16 protein-coding genes and 4 pseudogenes are annotated in these 16,519 nt (G+C 48.1%); 10 read left to right on the top strand and 10 right to left on the bottom strand.

Features of this window, described 5'->3' with window-relative positions; all coding sequences use genetic code 11:
• Window positions 1-271: 271 nt before the first annotated feature.
• The 4 genes and pseudogenes from JCM14467_RS05955 to JCM14467_RS05940 all read left to right on the top strand — a co-directional run bounded on the left by JCM14467_RS05955 (window position 272) and on the right by JCM14467_RS05940 (window position 3,839).
• Window positions 272-664 carry a hypothetical protein gene (locus JCM14467_RS05955; RefSeq protein ID WP_054849486.1) on the top strand — a complete coding sequence of 131 codons (393 nt, stop codon included), beginning with the start codon at window positions 272-274 and terminating at the stop codon, window positions 662-664.
• Window positions 639-1,568 carry an agmatinase family protein gene (locus JCM14467_RS05950; protein ID WP_252900881.1) on the top strand — a complete coding sequence of 310 codons (930 nt, stop codon included), beginning with the start codon at window positions 639-641 and terminating at the stop codon, window positions 1,566-1,568. Before JCM14467_RS05955 ends, JCM14467_RS05950 begins: the two co-directional genes overlap by 26 nt.
• A gap of 25 nt (window positions 1,569-1,593) precedes the next feature.
• Window positions 1,594-3,363 (top strand): annotated as a pseudogene (gene glyS / locus JCM14467_RS20420) (glycine--tRNA ligase).
• A 42-nt stretch (window positions 3,364-3,405) separates the two neighbouring features.
• Window positions 3,406-3,839, top strand: a pseudogene (locus tag JCM14467_RS05940) (50S ribosomal protein L14).
• Between the two features lie 43 nt (window positions 3,840-3,882).
• Here the strand turns inward: JCM14467_RS05940 and JCM14467_RS05935 are convergent.
• The 7 genes from JCM14467_RS05935 to JCM14467_RS16400 form a co-directional block, all read right to left on the bottom strand.
• Entirely contained in the window at window positions 3,883-4,557 is a 675-nt protein-coding gene (locus JCM14467_RS05935) for a hypothetical protein (RefSeq protein ID WP_054849483.1), read from the bottom strand.
• An 80-nt stretch (window positions 4,558-4,637) separates the two neighbouring features.
• The gene (locus JCM14467_RS05930; RefSeq protein WP_054849482.1) at window positions 4,638-4,997 is read right to left on the bottom strand and encodes a hypothetical protein; all 360 of its coding nucleotides are present in this window, start codon (window positions 4,995-4,997) and stop codon (window positions 4,638-4,640) included.
• A gap of 162 nt (window positions 4,998-5,159) precedes the next feature.
• Window positions 5,160-6,830 carry an ABC transporter permease subunit gene (locus tag JCM14467_RS05925; RefSeq protein WP_252900880.1) on the bottom strand — a complete coding sequence of 557 codons (1,671 nt, stop codon included), beginning with the start codon at window positions 6,828-6,830 and terminating at the stop codon, window positions 5,160-5,162.
• 3 nt (window positions 6,831-6,833) lie between these two features.
• Window positions 6,834-7,544 (bottom strand): ATP-binding cassette domain-containing protein, encoded by a 711-nt coding sequence (locus JCM14467_RS05920; RefSeq protein WP_054849481.1) that lies wholly within the window; start codon window positions 7,542-7,544, stop codon window positions 6,834-6,836.
• A 155-nt stretch (window positions 7,545-7,699) separates the two neighbouring features.
• Window positions 7,700-7,861 carry a hypothetical protein gene (locus JCM14467_RS16410; RefSeq protein ID WP_252900878.1) on the bottom strand — a complete coding sequence of 54 codons (162 nt, stop codon included), beginning with the start codon at window positions 7,859-7,861 and terminating at the stop codon, window positions 7,700-7,702.
• Window positions 7,862-7,875: 14 nt separating this feature from the next.
• Window positions 7,876-8,253: a tRNA-wybutosine modification methyltransferase TYW3 gene (locus tag JCM14467_RS16405; protein ID WP_252900877.1), complete on the bottom strand. Its 378-nt coding sequence runs from the start codon at window positions 8,251-8,253 to the stop codon at window positions 7,876-7,878.
• Window positions 8,214-8,399, bottom strand: a complete 186-nt coding sequence (locus JCM14467_RS16400) for a tRNA-wybutosine modification methyltransferase TYW3 (RefSeq protein ID WP_252900876.1) — start codon at window positions 8,397-8,399, stop codon at window positions 8,214-8,216. Before JCM14467_RS16400 ends, JCM14467_RS16405 begins: the two co-directional genes overlap by 40 nt.
• 152 nt (window positions 8,400-8,551) lie before the next feature.
• On the opposite strand from JCM14467_RS16400, the gene JCM14467_RS05910 reads away from it, so the two are divergent.
• The 3 genes from JCM14467_RS05910 to JCM14467_RS05905 are packed head-to-tail and all read left to right on the top strand — an operon-like array spanning window position 8,552 to window position 10,433.
• Window positions 8,552-9,616, top strand: a complete 1,065-nt coding sequence (locus tag JCM14467_RS05910; RefSeq protein ID WP_252900875.1) for a substrate-binding domain-containing protein — start codon at window positions 8,552-8,554, stop codon at window positions 9,614-9,616.
• Between the two features lie 5 nt (window positions 9,617-9,621).
• Window positions 9,622-9,807, top strand: coding sequence for a hypothetical protein (locus tag JCM14467_RS16395; RefSeq protein ID WP_252900874.1), 186 nt, complete (start codon window positions 9,622-9,624; stop codon window positions 9,805-9,807).
• A 14-nt stretch (window positions 9,808-9,821) separates the two neighbouring features.
• Complete coding sequence (locus JCM14467_RS05905) at window positions 9,822-10,433, top strand: ABC transporter permease subunit (protein ID WP_252900873.1); 612 nt, start codon at window positions 9,822-9,824, stop codon at window positions 10,431-10,433.
• Here the strand turns inward: JCM14467_RS05905 and JCM14467_RS05900 are convergent.
• Window positions 10,434-12,421: pseudogene (locus JCM14467_RS05900) on the bottom strand (3-hydroxyacyl-CoA dehydrogenase/enoyl-CoA hydratase family protein).
• A 53-nt stretch (window positions 12,422-12,474) separates the two neighbouring features.
• Entirely contained in the window at window positions 12,475-13,422 is a 948-nt protein-coding gene (gene prpB / locus JCM14467_RS05895) for a methylisocitrate lyase (RefSeq protein WP_054849568.1), read from the bottom strand.
• Window positions 13,423-13,518: 96 nt separating this feature from the next.
• Here prpB and JCM14467_RS05890 point away from each other — a divergent pair, with 96 nt between their 5' ends.
• From JCM14467_RS05890 to JCM14467_RS05880, 3 genes are all read left to right on the top strand, one after another.
• Window positions 13,519-14,247 (top strand): hypothetical protein, encoded by a 729-nt coding sequence (locus JCM14467_RS05890; RefSeq protein ID WP_252900872.1) that lies wholly within the window; start codon window positions 13,519-13,521, stop codon window positions 14,245-14,247.
• Window positions 14,248-14,340: 93 nt separating this feature from the next.
• On the top strand, window positions 14,341-15,099 hold the full coding sequence (locus tag JCM14467_RS05885; protein WP_054849567.1) for an SDR family NAD(P)-dependent oxidoreductase: 759 nt from the start codon (window positions 14,341-14,343) through the stop codon (window positions 15,097-15,099).
• Between the two features lie 37 nt (window positions 15,100-15,136).
• Window positions 15,137-16,333 (top strand): MFS transporter, encoded by a 1,197-nt coding sequence (locus JCM14467_RS05880; protein WP_054849479.1) that lies wholly within the window; start codon window positions 15,137-15,139, stop codon window positions 16,331-16,333.
• A 4-nt stretch (window positions 16,334-16,337) separates the two neighbouring features.
• Here JCM14467_RS05880 and JCM14467_RS05875 read toward each other — a convergent pair.
• Window positions 16,338-16,519, bottom strand: a pseudogene (locus JCM14467_RS05875) (ABC transporter permease); the annotation flags it as partial.

The following is a 16,519-nucleotide window of genomic DNA, read 5'->3' as shown; positions in this document are numbered from 1 at the left end:
AACCCTTTATTCTATATTCCCATAAATAGAGCATGACAACCAATAACTAAATAGATACTTAATCAAGAATTTGCCCCCTGCATGCACCCACGCCACTGGACCAAGCCCGGCATTGCCGGGCCGGGCCCAATGGCATGAGTGCAGGCAGGTATGGGCTCTAAATCCTAATTAATCATCTTCTTATAAATAGATTTTTGTAAAGTAATCCATGCATATTATTTACTTAAGCCATGAAGATTTAAAAGGGTGACGTAAGCATTAATGGACCTTGATGGTTGAGGACGGCGCCATATGTACTACCGTTAATGAGGACATGACGTTTGACCTATTCTCCAAGGCTCATTACCTGGTCCTAATTAGGAATGGCGCCATAATTCATAAAGAGGTTAACCCAGCATTGAGCAGTGCTAATAAGAGACCTACCGTTGCTAAGAGGTGTGTTGAGCTTGGGGCGACCACGGTGCTCGCGCCTCATGGATCGCTGTGTTATCCCTCATACTTAATACTTAAGAGATCTGGCGTTAATATTTACGTGACTAGGCCCGGAGATAGACTAAGCATCAGCGTTGATGGATACGGCAGGACTAACGCTTGGGAAGTTATTTACTCAAGCTTTCTAGCCATTAAGGAGAGAATTGATGAGGTGCTTCACCGTGGCAAGTAATATTGATTTCTACGTCACGTCGCAATACACGTTATTCGGAATACCAAGGTGCGGCAGCGGCACATCAATACTTGGTATACCCATGGAGGACACGGTAAGCTTCAGGCCAGGGACTCGATTCGCGCCTGGCGTGATTAGGACTTGGAGTCAATACTTCGAGTTTACACCCACCGAGGACCTGGGCATAGACCCACTCAGTAAGGCATGTGACTTGGGCGATATATCACTACTTCAGGGCATGGTTGAGAAGAATCTGGAAAGAATTAACTCAGTGGTTAGTGAAGCCATTAGTAAGTGGGGTAGGGTAGTAAGCATTGGTGGCGAGCACACACTAAGCCTAGGCGTTGCTAAGGCAGTGAGGGAATCCCAGGGTTCATACGGTATTTACGTGCATATCGACGCCCACCTAGATTCGAGGGAGGAATGGCCAGTGGGTCAAAAACTCTCGCATGCAACCTTTGTGAGACACATAGTTAATGAGGTTGGGCCCCAAGCAATCGCCTTCGTCGGATTTAGGTCCTATGATAAGGATGAGGTTAATTTCGTTAGGGGCCTTGAGAATTCCCTATTATTACCGACGAGGGATATAAAGCTAATGAGCGAGCATGAACTTAGACTTCTCATTAGGGGCCTCATTGATAGTTATTCTGGGCCCATCCACCTAAGCATTGACGTTGATGTTCTTGACCCATCAATAATGCCTGGCGTTGGTAATCCAGAGGGCTTCGGATTAAATTACGGCGAGCTCCTTAGGGTTGTTAAGGCGGTCCTTGATTATGGAGGTTCAAGGGTTAGGGCGGTGGATATTGTTGAGTACTCGCCGCCTAACGATCCTGGGTTAGCGTCATTACCAATGATTATTAAGTTAATACTTGACGTGCTTAATTACCTGAAAATTATTTAAATACACTTAGCGGTTACAGCGACAAATGGATCTCGAGAAATTCCTGGAGTTAATGAGTGAGAATGGATTCTTCTACCCAAGCTTCGAGATTTATAGGGGTAAGGCCGAGGTTGGCGGCTTCTATGACTATGGACCACTCGGTGTTGAACTGAAGAGGAATATTATTGAGAAGTGGCGTAGGGTATTCATTTACCCGTACCAGGACTTCATAGTTGAGGTGGAGACGCCAATAATAATGCCGAAAATAGTCTTCGAGGCTAGCGGCCATCTTGAGCACTTCACGGACGCGATCGTTGAGTGTACTAAGTGTGGCCGTAAGTATAGGGCCGATCACTTAATAGAGGAGGAGCTTGGTAAGAGGGGTATTTCAATAAAGACCGAGGGCTTGAGCCTTGAGGAGCTCGATAATTTAATTAGGAAGTATAGCATTAGGTGCCCAGTCTGTGGTGGTGAGTTGGGTAGTGTTAGGCCCTTTAACCTGTTGTTCCAGACCACGATAGGACCTACAGTGATAACATTGGTTACTTAAGGCCCGAGACTGCCCAGGGTATGTTCGCATCCTTCCCAAAGGTGTTCAACCTAATGGTAGGAAGTTACCACTGGGGATTGCCCAGATTGGTAGTTGGTAGGAATGAGATATCGCCTAGGCAGGGCTTGATTAGGCTTAGGGAGTTTACACAGATGGAGATTGAGTTCTTCTTCGACCCCGAAAATGCCAAGTGCCCGTATCTGGATGAGTTGGATATTAAGTTAAGGATAATACCTGAGAGGGACGTTGCTGCTGGCGTTAAGGAGCCCAGGGAGTTTAGGCCGAGGGAGGCTGTGGAAAGTGGTGTGGTGCCTAATGAGTGGATGGCGTTCTTCATGGGGCTAGCCACGATATACATGAACGAGCTCGGTGTACCACTTGATCATCAGTACTTCCTGGCTAAACTACCTGAGGAGAGGGCCCACTATTCAGCCGCGAGCTTCGACCAGATGGTTTATAGCGAGAGGTTTGGTTGGGTTGAGGTTAGTGGTCATGCCTATAGGACGGATTACGACCTCGGTAGGCACGCTAAGTATAGCGGTTACGACTTAACGGTTGAGAGGAGGTTAACCACGCCCAAGGAGGTTGTTGAGGTTAGGGTTTACCCGAACCCGCAGAGGATTAGGGAGGTCTTTGGTGGTGATGCTCCTAAGGTCATGCAAGCCATTGGAAGGGCTGACGTGAAGTGGCTAGTTAATGAATTAACTGATAAGGGTAGTGCTGTCATTAATGGGTATACCGTAACGAAGGACATGGTAATTATTAAGGAGGAGAGGAGGAAGGTGCATGTCGAGAGGTTTATTCCGCACGATGTTGAGCCATCCTTCGGTGTTGATAGGATAGTCTACGTAACCCTAGAGCATGCATACACCGAGGTTAGTGGGAAGCCACTGCTTAGCTTCCGTCTGATATCGCGCCGATAAAGGCCGTGGTACTACCAATAATTAGGAAACAGGAGTACGTGAACATAGGCAGGAGGATATTTAGGGAGTTATCGCTAGCAGGTATAAGGGCTGTCTATGATGATGATGGGACGATAGGCAGTAGGTACGCTAAGTATGATTCCATAGGTGTGCCCTTCGCAATAACGATAGATGATAAGACGCCCGTCGATAATACAGTAACGATTAGGGATAGGGATACCAAGGCCCAGGTTAGGTTGGTATAAGTGAGGTTATTAGGATTATTAATGATGCAATATCGAGGAGGTCATCGATTACGGAAATCGCTAAGTCGCTGGGCCTTCAATTAATCGTGAGGGAATGAAATGGATAAGTTTAATAAGGCAGTCAGTGACTTTCATTATCGATGGCGAAGAGGGGTGGTGCGCGTCAAGTAGGTGTTAGTTGGAGATTCCATAAGACGCCGGGCATATTCATGAATAGCCTAGTGCCTGTGGCTGATAATAGTGGTGCTAAGTTGGTCAGGGTCATAGGCATTATAGGGCATACGGCAAAGCCCGTTCATAGGGAGATACCTGGAGCCTCGGTGGGCGACATGGTTGTTGTAAGCGTCGTTGAGGGTAAGCCCGAGGTCAGGAAGCAGATACTTAGGGCAATCGTCATTAGGCAGAGGAGACCGTACAGGAGGCCCGATGGTACCTGGATCGCCTTCGAGGATAATGCGTGGTAATAACCGACGAAAACGGCGCGCCCAAGGGCAGTGAAATACACGGTCCAGTGGCCATGGAGGCAGCCCTCAGGTGGCCTGGCATTTCAAACCTAGCAACAATAATAATCTAATAATCTTCGATGCTTAAAATTGAGGGATTATCCGCAGTAACTATTAAGTCTTCCTCTGCAGTACAACCCTAAGAACATTAGCCTTTGCCTCCTCAGAGACAACTTCATAATCATACTGAGTCACGAAGCCCCTAATGAATGCCAGGAGCGCCTTATTACCAATATCCGTAGCCCCACTGGGGCCTATCGCCATTAACTCAATCGTATTAGGCCCCAACTTCTTAATTTCGACATGCCTAACGGCCAATAATCGACTAATTCTCGAGATTGCCTCAAGAAGTTCCTCAAGATTGTCAAACTCCATCCTTATTAACGCACCCACCTGATGACCATACTTCTCGTAAATACTCCATAACTCATTCACCGCCTTACCAGCCTCCTCTCTAAACTCCGCCGGTAACTTCTCATTATTGGAGATATTCATTAATACGGATATTATGTGAGTGCATACCTCCTCGAGTAATTTCATGGGCATTGGTATTACATCCATCGAGCTGAGTATTTTATATAATCTCCAGAAGTAAATTAGGTCTGAAGGTTCAAATCCATCCCTAATGAGTTCGGTTGTTAACCTCAAACCCTCACCAGCCACGTGGAATAAAGTCCTACCCCTAGTCTTAGCAACCCGTGATAACTCTGAGGCTATGTTTTTGGGAACCATGATCGTGGTTCTCGAGTATGTCTCCTCCGACCCCTGTCCCTGGTTCTCCTTAGCCATGGCGCCTCTATTTACATGAATACATTAGAATACTTATAAGTCTTATTGCACGCGATTGAGACGATCAGCGTGGAATAAAATCAAAGGGTTATTGCACCCTCAAGACCCGCCGCGGCCGCCCCCTCTGTGGGTGAGAGACTTGTTAAGTGCTTAATTATGATTTGTCTCCTCTTCTCGTCTTTCGTCCTCTTGAGTCTCCTACAAAGCGTCTCAATGACTTGCTCCTTAATGTCTTCGTACTTCTCAAGCGCATATGCAAGTATTACGACGACCTTATATTTACAGCTTTTGTTGATATTTATGTACTTAACAAACTCATCGCTGTACTTAGCCCTCAGCACGTTGAGAATAACGCCCTTGAGCGATTTATGACTATTAGCCTTTAAACGCCATGTTATTGTCACGTCACCCTCATTAATATTGATGCTATTTATACTCATGTGAACCTAGCCCGAACACAATAACGACCAAGTAATGACTTACCAAGCCCGCGTCGTATTAATAACTGGTCTGCCTTTCTTCACGCCTTCATCGGTTTCGGCATACTTAAACTAAACCCACTGCCCTATTCATCATCGTTATACCAAAAACACCGAGTCTCACTAAAGCGTAATGGCACCCTCAAGCCTGTACCTCTCCCTGGCCAACCTAAAAAGTCTCCTCCATAGGAAGATACTCAGCAATATAACGTTTATGCCGAGTATAAGGCTCATGGCCTCGAGACCAACCATATTACCTATTGCTGTGTAGTAATCCATTAATGCCGTGAACCCATGAACCATGTAGACCTGCCCATTAAGCCCCTGGATATACTCGGCAACCTCAAGTCCTCCCCATGTTGAACCAACCGTGCTCGCCAACCCGGTTATTGTCGCAGGCATGGCGCCCGGTATCGCCAACCTCCTGAGCTTCTGCCACGTACCCAGTTTAAGGTTCTCAGCAACGTCCCATAAGCTCCTAGGTATTGTCTTCATGCCTACGTACATGTTGTAAATCACGTACCATGCAGTACTTAAGTACGCCACCAGGAACACTAGTAACTCGAGGGATGCATGTATTCCGAGGATGATGGCTAAGTACGTCGTGAATGGTATCGCAATTAATGGTAAGTACGCTGAGACGGGTATTGACGCTAAATCTTCAAGTATTGGTAATAATATTGCCTCAACTCTCCTATGAGTCACCATTAAGTAATTAATGGGAATTGCCGTTAATATTGACGTAATGGTGACCAGGGCAACTCTTAACCAGTCAAGCCCCAGGTAATAAAGGTAGAGCAGGCCGTGCTTGTATAAATCAATCATTATTGGATCCCAGGTTGTTTGCCAAGAGTTGTAAATTGAGTATGCGATGAGGACTAGGATGAGTATTAATATGCCCATGCCCATGTACCTCTCGGTCTTGGTCAAAATATTCCTAGGCCTGGGTCTCACAAGTAACCTATGCCTAACGGCGTAACTCGAGGCTCTGACGAATACGGGCATTATTGCATCCTCAATAGCGATAACCCTCCTTAGATACCTCATATTCCTGGCTGCCAGCGTCCTTACACGACTCGTGATTATGGGTCTCCTAACCCTAGTCCTTGCAACCTCCATGAGTGGGTCATAGCTGTACTTAACAGCCCAATTAACGAATGGCCTCAATACACCAAATAGGATCGCAGTCACCATAACCACTAATGTGCTAAGCCCAATGAATGCCGCGGTCCAATCACCACGGCTCGTCCATGCAGCTATTAATGCGCCTATTCCGAAGACCGAGTACTGCGTTGTGCCTAGTGTGATCACTTCACTAACCACTATGTAGAATAATGCGTCAGCAAAACTAACGAGAACATTACCGGCGACCCTAGGCATTGTAACCGGTATGTAGAGGTACCTAAACCTACCCCAGAAGCCAAGGTTTAGCATCTCAGCTGCATCCTCGAGTGATTGTGGTGCCGTCTTAATGGCCTCATACTCACCAACCCATATATTCCAGACAACAGCCGTGAACACCAGGAAATCCACAGCCAACTCAGTACCTATGTAACCGCCTATTGACTTAACGAAGAAGATGAGGACTATTGGGAAGAACGTGATGACTGGAACAGCCTCAAGAGTCTGCGTGATCGATAAGAATACCCTCTCAAAAAGCCCGCTCTTAGCCGCGGCATACCCAAGGAACCAACCAAGCACTATACCTAACACTATTGTTAGCGCCACCCTACCGAATGTGGCGAGTGTGGCTAAAAATGCCGTCAAGGCTATGGACCAGATATCCACAGCCACCACCTAAGTCTTAAGGCTTATCGACAACAATGAGTATAGCCTATCGAGATAGTCCTGGAACTCTATATCCCTCGTATTCCTAGGTCTCGGTAATTTAATCTCCACCTCAGCAATGATATTCGCAGGCCTACCACCAAGTATTATTACCTTATCACTCAACTCCACAACCTCCTCAAGGTTATGGCTAACCATGATAATCGCCTTCACTGTAGACTCCTCATTAAAAACCATGTTGTAGATCTCGGCCCTAAGACCCTCGGCCGTTATTGCGTCTAGGTTTGCGAAGGGCTCATCCATGAGCAAAACCACTGGCTGGGCAGCCAATGCCCTTGCAATGGCAACCCTCTGCTTCATACCGCCACTCAATTCCCTTGGGTAATAATCCTCGAAACCGCCAAGGCCCACAAGTTCCAGGTACTTCCTCGCGATTTCCCTCCTAACCTCCTTACTAAGATCCTTCCTATGCATCAATGCTAACTCCACATTCTCAAGCGCCGTGAGCCAGGGGAATAATGCGAAGTCCTGGAATATCATGGCGAGCTTAGGCGTTGGTCCCCTGACCTCCTCACCCATGAGAAGCACCTTACCCGTGTCGGGCTTCCTCAGGCCAGCTATTATCCTGAGCAGTGTCGTTTTACCGGTACCCGTTGGGGCCACTATGGATACGAATTCGTGAGAATGAACCTTAAAGTTAATATTCTTGAGAACAGGTATGGGACCTTTTTCAGTCTTATAACTATAACCAACATCAATAACCTCGAGGATTGGTTCCTTTATCGTTGCAATTGTCCCACCATGACGGCGATGGAAAAAATTACTTAAAAATCTTACTCCGAAGGGAAAATAGTCTCAATAACATAATACGTGGGTTATATTGAATCCTTAATGTCCATAAGGCTCACATTCTTAATATTGAATTCCCTATATGATTCCTGGAAGTACGTCCTTGGCATATTACCTAGGTCAGTCTTACCGAGGAGCCCAACCTCTATTAACCGTATTAAGTGGGCAAGCCTAAACTTACCAAACATCAGTGTCTCATTGGCTATATCACAATGCGCCTTAGTTCATCCTTGGGCACTATTAAACTACCATTGATCATTATGGGCACCTCAAAGCGGTCCTCACCCTGAACCTCAACAACAACCCCATCATGAGTGACTGAGTAAATACCGCTGTGTTTAAAGCCAGCATCCCTCGCAATCCTTAGTATTTTTAACGCACCGTTTAAATCCCTCGCCACGAAGTGCATGATTGGTGCCCTAACGAGGAGCCACGCATCACCCTCACTAATACCGCTGATGACGTTAATAACCTCGCTATAAGTGACGGGCCTATGCCACTTAACAATGAACTTAAAGAGACCAGAGCCCTTTGAGTAACTTAGTCTCGGTGCTTGGCCAGGGCTATACGGCCACTGCAACTACTCGTTGTGTAGTAATCATTCAATGACTTGTTGAAGGCTAGTAGGAAGTCGTAAATGTCAAAGTCAACTCTATGCTGACTGCCCTCCTCAATCAGTCTCTTAACGAATACGGCCTTACGCGCATCAAAGTTAGTCCTCACCATTAGCGTGGTCTTACCTAAATAATGAGTTTTAATTTAAAATGTTTTATACATGCGTTCACGTTCTTGAGCATGCGCCATCTAAAAATAGGCGCATTTCTTATCATAAAGCCCGATGAGCTGGTATCGTAATCGCAATAATAATCTCACTACTAGTGGGCCTATCAATAGGGTACTCAATACCCCAACTGTACCATGCACCTAAGGCTAAGTCCACCACACCGCAGACCCTTAGCGTGATAACGGCATCACTCTACGCCCAGTTATTCAGGGACGCTGGTAAGGAGTTGGGGATCAACGTTGCCGTGACTGGCATGGGCTCGGTGCAGGCGGCCAGGCAGGTTATCCTGAACCCGAGTGGTTACTCGATCTATGCTAGTATAGACCCGTACATACTAACGTCCCTACTATACCCAAGCAACATAACCAGTTGGTACATAGCAATAGCCAGTGACCAAATGGTCATTGCCTACTCACCCGACATGCCCAAGCCGCTACTGAACATTGTCAATAACCTGACCAGGGCGGAGGAGGAGGCGCTCAGTGAGGGCAATTACACAGAGGCCATGATCATAACCAGGGAATTCCTAAACCTAATATTCTCCAACAGCACGTTTGAGATGGCTCACGAGTACGGCGCCTACGCAATAGGAATATCCAACCCAAACACGGACCCTGAGGGCTACAGGGCCTTGATGGTTCTTCAGCTAACGGGTATTTACTGGGGCTTGGGTAGGAACTACTACGTTGACCTATTCAACTACGCCAATAATACGGGCAATGTGTATGAGGTCCTGGCAGGCAGTGAGTTATTTGGGCCTGTGGAGACGGGTAAGGTCTGGTTTGACATAGCAATTTACAGGTCATCAGCCGAGAGCACGGGGCTACCGTACTTCCCACTACCACCCCAGGTAAACCTTGGCGACCCAGCATATGCTAATTACTATAGCCAGGCCAGCGTAACCATAGTCGTCAATGGGCAGAGCCTCGTAGTCAAGGGCGCGCCCATTCAATTAGCCCTGACAATACCTAATCAAGCACCTAATAAGATGCTTGCCGAGGAATTGATCATATATTTACTAACGCCAGGCGGTCACAGGCTAATGAGGGAACTCGGCATCGAACCGCTAACGCCAGCCCTATTCTACGGCAATGCGAGCGCCGCGCCACTGCTAATCAGGATACTTGTCAACTCATCATTACTTGAGTACGGTGGTTAATGGTGATGGGCTTGGACGGCTCAAAATATGCGTTTGTGCCATTCATATTGCTCATATCGTTAATGCTATTATTACCAATGGCCGTACTCCTCTACGAGGGTTACAACCACTTATTGAACGCTTTCATGAGCCCCTTATTCATAGAGGGTGCGGTGGTCACGATCTTAGGCGCCTCAATAGCGCTGCACTAACGCTTGCCCTTGGATTGCCGACGGCCTACGCCATATCCCGCGGCTTAATACCGAAACCCCTAGATAGTGTTATTGGCGGGCTCCTAACGAGCCCATTAACAATACCCCACACAATCGTTGGATTATCCCTACTAATACTCGTGTCACCAATATCCCCAATACCCATAATCCGAAAGCTACCATTAGTTGATACTATATGGGGTTTGGTGGCGGCTTACTTCATAGTCTCTGCACCAATAGCCATTGGCGCCATTAGGCAGGTTTTCGATGAGGTGGACCCAGTATATGAGTACGTGGGATTAACACTGGGGCTTAGTCAATGGGGTGTCTTCACCAGGGTTGTCATACCCATGACCCGCAAAGAATTAGTATCATCATTCCTACTCGCATGGGGCAGGTCAATTAGTGAGTTCGGTTCAATAGTCATACTGACCTACTACATCATTAATCCACCATTCTTCAACTACGTGTACCCACTCCCAACACTCATTTGGTACTCATACGAGGTTTACGGGTTACCCCTAGCCCTAGGCTATGCATCTGCATCGCTAATAATATCCATAATAATCATAGTACTTATCGAACTAATCAGCGGCGGAGGGAGGATGGAATTTAAGCTTTGGTAATTATTCACCGGTGAACTTGGGTTTACGCTTTTCAAGAAATGCCTTAACGCCCTCCTGAGCATCCTTGGTCGATATTGCTACGCCGAATAGTGATGCTTCATTGTTCAACGCGCTCCATATTGGAGCTTCGAAACCATAATTAATCGCGTACTTAGCTAGCATCAGCGTCAGTGGCGGTTTTGAGGCCAATTCCTTAACCCACCTAGTCACCTCGTACTCAAGGGCATGCTTAGGCACCACCCTATTCACAATGCCGTACCCAAGCGCAGCCCTTGCACTGATTTGCTTCCCAGTCAGTATTAACTCCTTACTAATGCCCAGGTTAGTCAGTCTCGTCAGTCTCTGCGTACCTCCTGCACCTGGTATTATGCCGAGGTTGACCTCAGGCTGGCCGAGCATTGCATCCTCGCTTGCTATCCTGATGTCGCAGGCCATAGCAATCTCCAAACCACCACCAACGGCATAGCATTTATGGCCGCTATAACGGGCTTCGTGTAATACTCAATCTCGAGTGTCATTGAGTGGTAGTGTCTCATTGCCTTGAACATCTGCATTGGCGTAGCGTTCTGGAATTGATTAATGTCGGCACCCGCGCAGAAGGCCCTGCCGCTTCCTGTGATGACCACAACCCTAACCCTCGGGTCATCCTCGACGCTCCTTAGTGCATTAACGATTTCATCAGCCATCTTGGGCGTTAGTACGTTCAATTTATCGGGCTTGTTGAGGATAATCCAGGCACTGGGCGGGTCGATCCTGAGCATAATCTCCTCGTACCTCCTAAACTCAACCCCGGGATACTCCCTGAAGCCCCTACCACTCTTCCTACCCAACCTGCCCTCCTTTACATAATTAGTAAGTAATGGGTCAGGCTCATACTCCTCCCAGCCGCTGGCATTCTTGAGCTGTGTCAATGCATCAACGATGTTGTCAATACCAGCCTCATCAGCGAACTCGGACAGACCCCATGGGTAGTTAAGGCCGAGCTTAACGCTCTTATCAATATCATCCACGGTAGCCACACCCTCCCTAACAAGCCAGGCCAACTCATTGATTGCAGGGGCCATCAACCTGATCGGGTCAAGTTCAAGACCTTGCTCAGGCAATACCCTAGGCTTCACGTACTGGCCAGGACCTGGGTACTTGTAGAAGCCCTCACCAGACTTAACACCGAGCTTACCCTTACTCACTAGATCCTCAAGTAACGGGCAAGAATGAGCCTTGAACCCCCTCTCAGTCATGGCCTTAACTATGAATAGGCTCGTATCGAGACCAATATAGTCAAGCAGTTCGAATGTCCCCATTGGTAGGCCAAGTACATTCCTGGCCATGGCGTCCAAGTCAACGATCTTAATGCCTTCCTGCGTAGCCTCACGACAAGCCTCGAGCATGACCCTAAACAGGACCCTATTAACTATGAAGCCAGGTACGTCCTTATTAACGACAACGGGCTCCTTATTGAGTATCCTAGTTAATTGGACGGTTATGTTGACGGTATCATCACTCGTGTACTTACCCCTCGTTATCTCCACAAGCTTCATGAGGGGCGGCGGGTTCATGAAGTGCATACCGACGAACTTCTCCCTACGTGACGTGGCCTCGGAGAGTTCCGTTATTGGTATAGTGCTTGTGTTTGATGCGAATATTGCGTGGGGTGGTGCGTATTGATCGGCCTCCCTAAATATGCTCTTTTTAAGATCGGCATTCTCGGGCACGGCCTCGACGAGGAAGTCGATATCCCTAACGGCCTCGGCAACCTTGGTTGTCGTGTGTATCCTCGACATTATAGCGTCAACACCCTCCCTCAACTCACCCCTCCTGCTCAGTCTCTCCAGGCTGTCCCGAATCCTGTTTAGGGCGTTCCTCAGTATTTCGTCGGATACATCCATGAGGTTAACCTCGAAGCCCGACATTGCAAAGACCTCGGCTATCCCATGGCCCATCGTACCTGCTCCTAGGACAGCAACCCTCCTAATGCCCAGGTTCGACATATGACTTAGTTTTTAGCCAGGGTTTATTTTAGCATTACCGCAATGGTACGAACTCACTTCTCCTCCCTAATCCTCAACTTACTCGCGAACTCCTTACTAACCCTCTCGTTGAGGTCCTTATCCCAGTTCTCATAGTCCCAGTAGTGAATGACCTCGTACTGCTCCTGCCTAGTGATCATCCTACTGAGTAGGTCCTTCTGCGTACCCTTCTCCTTAAGCTCGATTAAGGCATCCCTAACGGCCTTCATTGCAACCCTGAACGTGGTTACTGGGAATATCACAATTTTATAACCCATCTCCTCAAACTCCTTAGCCGTTATGTACGGCGTCTTCCCAAACTCAGTCATGTTCGCGAGCAACGGGGCCTTAACCTCCCTGGCAAACCTGGCAAACTCCTCCTTACTCTCCAGGGCCTCGGGGAATATTATGTCGGCTCCAGCCTCAACGTATGCCTGGGCCCTCCAAATTGCCTCGTCAAGCCCATAGACACCGCGTGCATCCGTCCTCGCGATTATTAGGAAATTCTCATCCCTCCTAGCCTCGACAGCCGCCTTAATCTTCTTAACCATCTCGTCGGCGGGCACCACGTGCTTACCACTCAAGTGACCACACTTCTTGGGTAGTTCCTGATCCTCGATTTGTATTGCCGAGGCCCCTATTGACTCAAACTCCCTAACGGTCCTAACCACGTTTAGTGTCTCGCCGAAGCCCGTATCCGTATCCACAATCACGGGTATATCCACAGCATCGGTAATGTACTTAGTAAACCTGACAAGCTCATCCAGGGTGAAGACACCTAGATCGGGCAGACCAAGGGAGCTACTGAAGGCTGCCCCTGAGACGTAGAGGGCCTCGAAGCCCAGTTGCTGGATCATCAATGCCACGAATGCGTCGAAGGCCCCTGGCGCAATGATGATACCGGGTTTCGACAACCTCTCCCTAAACCAAGCCCTAACCTCCCTCGGGCCCTTCTTATTCCTCCTTAGTAATACCGCATCCATCATAGTGCCTAGGCAATAATCCCTCCCTTATAAGTAATTCCATGACTAGCTGAAACACGGCTTTTATTACTACCCAACTTATCTAAAGTCACGGTGGTGCATAGTATTAAGCCGATATTCGGCAGGAGAGGTCCACGCAGATTACCGCCCGATAGGGTTAGGGAAAGGCTTGAGACATTGATCGACCTATCCTTGGCTATTAGTGAGAGAGGTTATGTGAGGGTCTCCAATGACTACCTAATCATTAATGACTGGTCGCTATTCACACGTTACCTAATTAATTGCATTAGTGATGAGTGTTCATTAGTGAGTGTTCAGGTTGATGGTGGGCGTGAGGGATCATTGCTGGGTTTCTTAGCCAGGGTTAATGGTAGGCTTGAGTCTGAGGGTGTGGGTAGGGTCGTCATTGTTGGTGGCTTCGCTGCGGAGCTTTATAGCGGTGGTGCCTATAGGACTGGGGACGTTGATGTAATAATTGACTCCAGGAATCCTGGGAGGGCCATGGACATACTTAATGAGGAGTTGACGGCCGTGGGCGCCAGGAGGGAAGGTAGGGTGTGGGTTAGCGATGGCTTTGGTGTGCTTGCCCTGGATGTGGCTGGCGTGACTTACGTGGGTAGGGTTAAGGTGTTGAGGGTTAGTGATGACCGCGCATATGTTGAGTCGCCCGAGGATAACGTGGTTACTAGCCTAAACGCCTGTGCATATTCGTCCTCGGACGCCGATTGCGAAAGAGCTGCAGCGGTCTTAGCCGCTCAGTGGTATAATGTGAATTGGAATTATCTAATTGATAGGGCTAGTCGTGAGGGTGTCTTGATAAATTGAATGAGATAAGGAAGGCGATAGAGGATAGGCTCAGAGCTAAGTGAGGAGGAAATTAACGGAAGGCATTTTACCACAGCGCGTAATTTAGTTGTGATGGGTAGGCTTAGGGATAAGGTGATACTGGTTACAGGGGCTTCCAGGGGCATTGGTAAGGCCATAGCGAGGGCCGTCGCTGGGGAGGGTGCCAGGGTAATAGTGAATTACAGGTCTTCGGCTAAGGAGGCCGAGGAATTAATCGCGGAATTAAGGAGAAGGGGCTTTGATGCATCCATGGTTAGGGCTGATGTGTCTAGGGAGGATGAGGTTAGGGCAATGTTTGAACTGATTAAGAGGGATTATGGAGTATTGCATGGGATAGTCAATAACGCGGGCCACGGCTCAGCAATTATTTGGAATAAGAAGTTCCATGAATTGACCTGGGGTGATTTCGAGGAGGTCATCAATGTTGACCTTAAGGGTACATTCCTATGTAGCAGGTTTGGTATTGAGTTGATGAGTGATGGTGGGTCGATAGTCAACGTGGCCTCAATATCGGCAAGGTCAGGCGATACCATGGGTATTCCATACCTCGTCGCCAAGTCGGGAATAATAGCGCTCACAAAGGCCATGGCCCTGGCCTTGGCGCCCAGGATTAGGGTTAATGCCGTGGTCCTTGGTAGTATTGAGACTGGCTGGGTTAATTGGCTGGGTAGTGATGAAGCTAGGAGACTAATTAGTTACATACCCATGGGCAGGTTCGGTAAGCCTGAGGAGGTTGCCAGGGCGGTGGTTTTCCTGCTTAGTGATGATGCGCCATTCATCACGGGGCACTCGATCGTAATTGACGGTGGCGAATGCATGGCGTGTGATTAAGCACTCCTTTAATATGAGCCTTAAGGAATTACACCGAATGCGTAGGGATGTTACGTTACTAATCACTTCCAGGGCTGTTAGGAGTCTGGCCTTTGGCTACTTAACATTCGTAATACCACTCTACCTAAAGTCCATTGGGTTTTCAGCGACGCTTGTCGGTCTCTACTTCTTCGTAGCCGCAATATCCTCGGCAACCCTAGTACTCGTCTCCGGCTTTCTCGGTGACTTAATAGGCAGGAGAGATGCCCTGATAATCATGTCCTCCCTATTCGTGGCGTCCATGGCCATATTCAGCATAACGAGCAATAAGGTCCTACTCTTCATAACGTCACTACTTGGGACAGCCACAGGAAGCGCCGGTGGGGGTGGTGCTGGTGGTGGGCCTGTGGCTCCACTACAAACGTCGCTCCTTGCGGATAATACGGAGCCTACGGAGAGGACGAGGGTGTTCAGTCTCACCACGTCAATAGCCCTACTTTCATCCTTAATGGGCTCCCTAATATCCTACGTAATACTAAGCCTAAGCCTTGGCGACCTAACCCTCTTCAGGTTATCCCTCGCACTGAGTATTGTATCAATCGCCTTACTTGCCCTGGTCAGGAGGGATAGGCCCAGGATTAAGTCCCTGAGCATTAATGAGGTCCTTCCTAGAAGGTCTTCAAGGCCAATAACGAGGATAGCCATTGCTGGGTCGCTGGGAAGCCTTGGTCTTGGTATGGTAACTCCATTACTACCACTATGGTTTAGTTTATTCCTTCATGCAAGTGAGGTTGAGATTAATGAGGTGTATACGGCATCCTACATCGTATCAATAATACTCACCCTACTTGCCAGGAGGGTTGAGGGTTTGATGGGCCGTGTAAGGGCCATAGCACTCCTCAGGTCTATCTCGGTATCCCTATTCATCATAATGGCACTCATACCAGTATTCGTAATAGATGCCGCACTTTACGTAATCAGGGTTGCGCTCTACATGATAACTATACCCCTACGCCAATCACTATCCATGGAGATTATCGATGAGAGCGAGAGGGCACGTGGCTTATCAATCACGGGCCTAGCCCGCAGGGTCCCATACGGCTTAGGCAGCACAGTCGCTGGCCTGCTAATGGATTATGCGGAGTTCTCACTATCAATGATCCTAGGAGGCGTCATTGCATTGCTCGACCCAATACTCTACTACGTATTCTTTAGGCACTACGACCGTAGAGCTCATGGGGAGGATGGCGAGTAGGTACTTAGTACATGTGGACCGAGCCCTCCCTAAGCACCTTATTGAAGGCATAGTTGGACAGGGCAACACCAATCACTATGTAGGCAGCAGCCAGTACAGTCAATGGCCATAGGTAATTAATGAGTTGTTGAATTCCGTAACCACTAAGCATGGCGTCCCTAAGCCCTGATAATGCCCAGGTCAGGG

This window comes from Vulcanisaeta sp. JCM 14467 (genome assembly GCF_001316245.1).
Taxonomy (GTDB): domain Archaea; phylum Thermoproteota; class Thermoprotei; order Thermoproteales; family Thermocladiaceae; genus Vulcanisaeta.
Note: the sequence above shows the minus strand (reverse complement) of the source record. Positions and strands in the feature narration are given on the sequence as shown.

What these genes read in the sequence shown, in the direction of transcription:
- JCM14467_RS05955 (WP_054849486.1), top strand. Translation starts at nt 272, where the DNA reads ATGGTTGAGGACGGCGCCATATGTACTACCGTTAATGAGGACATGACG.
- JCM14467_RS05950 (WP_252900881.1), top strand. Translation starts at nt 639, where the DNA reads ATGAGGTGCTTCACCGTGGCAAGTAATATTGATTTCTACGTCACGTCG.
- JCM14467_RS05935 (WP_054849483.1), bottom strand. Translation starts at nt 4,557, where the DNA reads ATGGCTAAGGAGAACCAGGGACAGGGGTCGGAGGAGACATACTCGAGA.
- JCM14467_RS05930 (WP_054849482.1), bottom strand. Translation starts at nt 4,997, where the DNA reads ATGAGTATAAATAGCATCAATATTAATGAGGGTGACGTGACAATAACA.
- JCM14467_RS16410 (WP_252900878.1), bottom strand. Translation starts at nt 7,861, where the DNA reads ATGTTTGGTAAGTTTAGGCTTGCCCACTTAATACGGTTAATAGAGGTT.
- JCM14467_RS16400 (WP_252900876.1), bottom strand. Translation starts at nt 8,399, where the DNA reads ATGGTGAGGACTAACTTTGATGCGCGTAAGGCCGTATTCGTTAAGAGA.
- JCM14467_RS16395 (WP_252900874.1), top strand. Translation starts at nt 9,622, where the DNA reads ATGGGCTTGGACGGCTCAAAATATGCGTTTGTGCCATTCATATTGCTC.
- prpB (WP_054849568.1), bottom strand. Translation starts at nt 13,422, where the DNA reads ATGGATGCGGTATTACTAAGGAGGAATAAGAAGGGCCCGAGGGAGGTT.
- JCM14467_RS05885 (WP_054849567.1), top strand. Translation starts at nt 14,341, where the DNA reads ATGGGTAGGCTTAGGGATAAGGTGATACTGGTTACAGGGGCTTCCAGG.
- JCM14467_RS05880 (WP_054849479.1), top strand. Translation starts at nt 15,137, where the DNA reads ATGCGTAGGGATGTTACGTTACTAATCACTTCCAGGGCTGTTAGGAGT.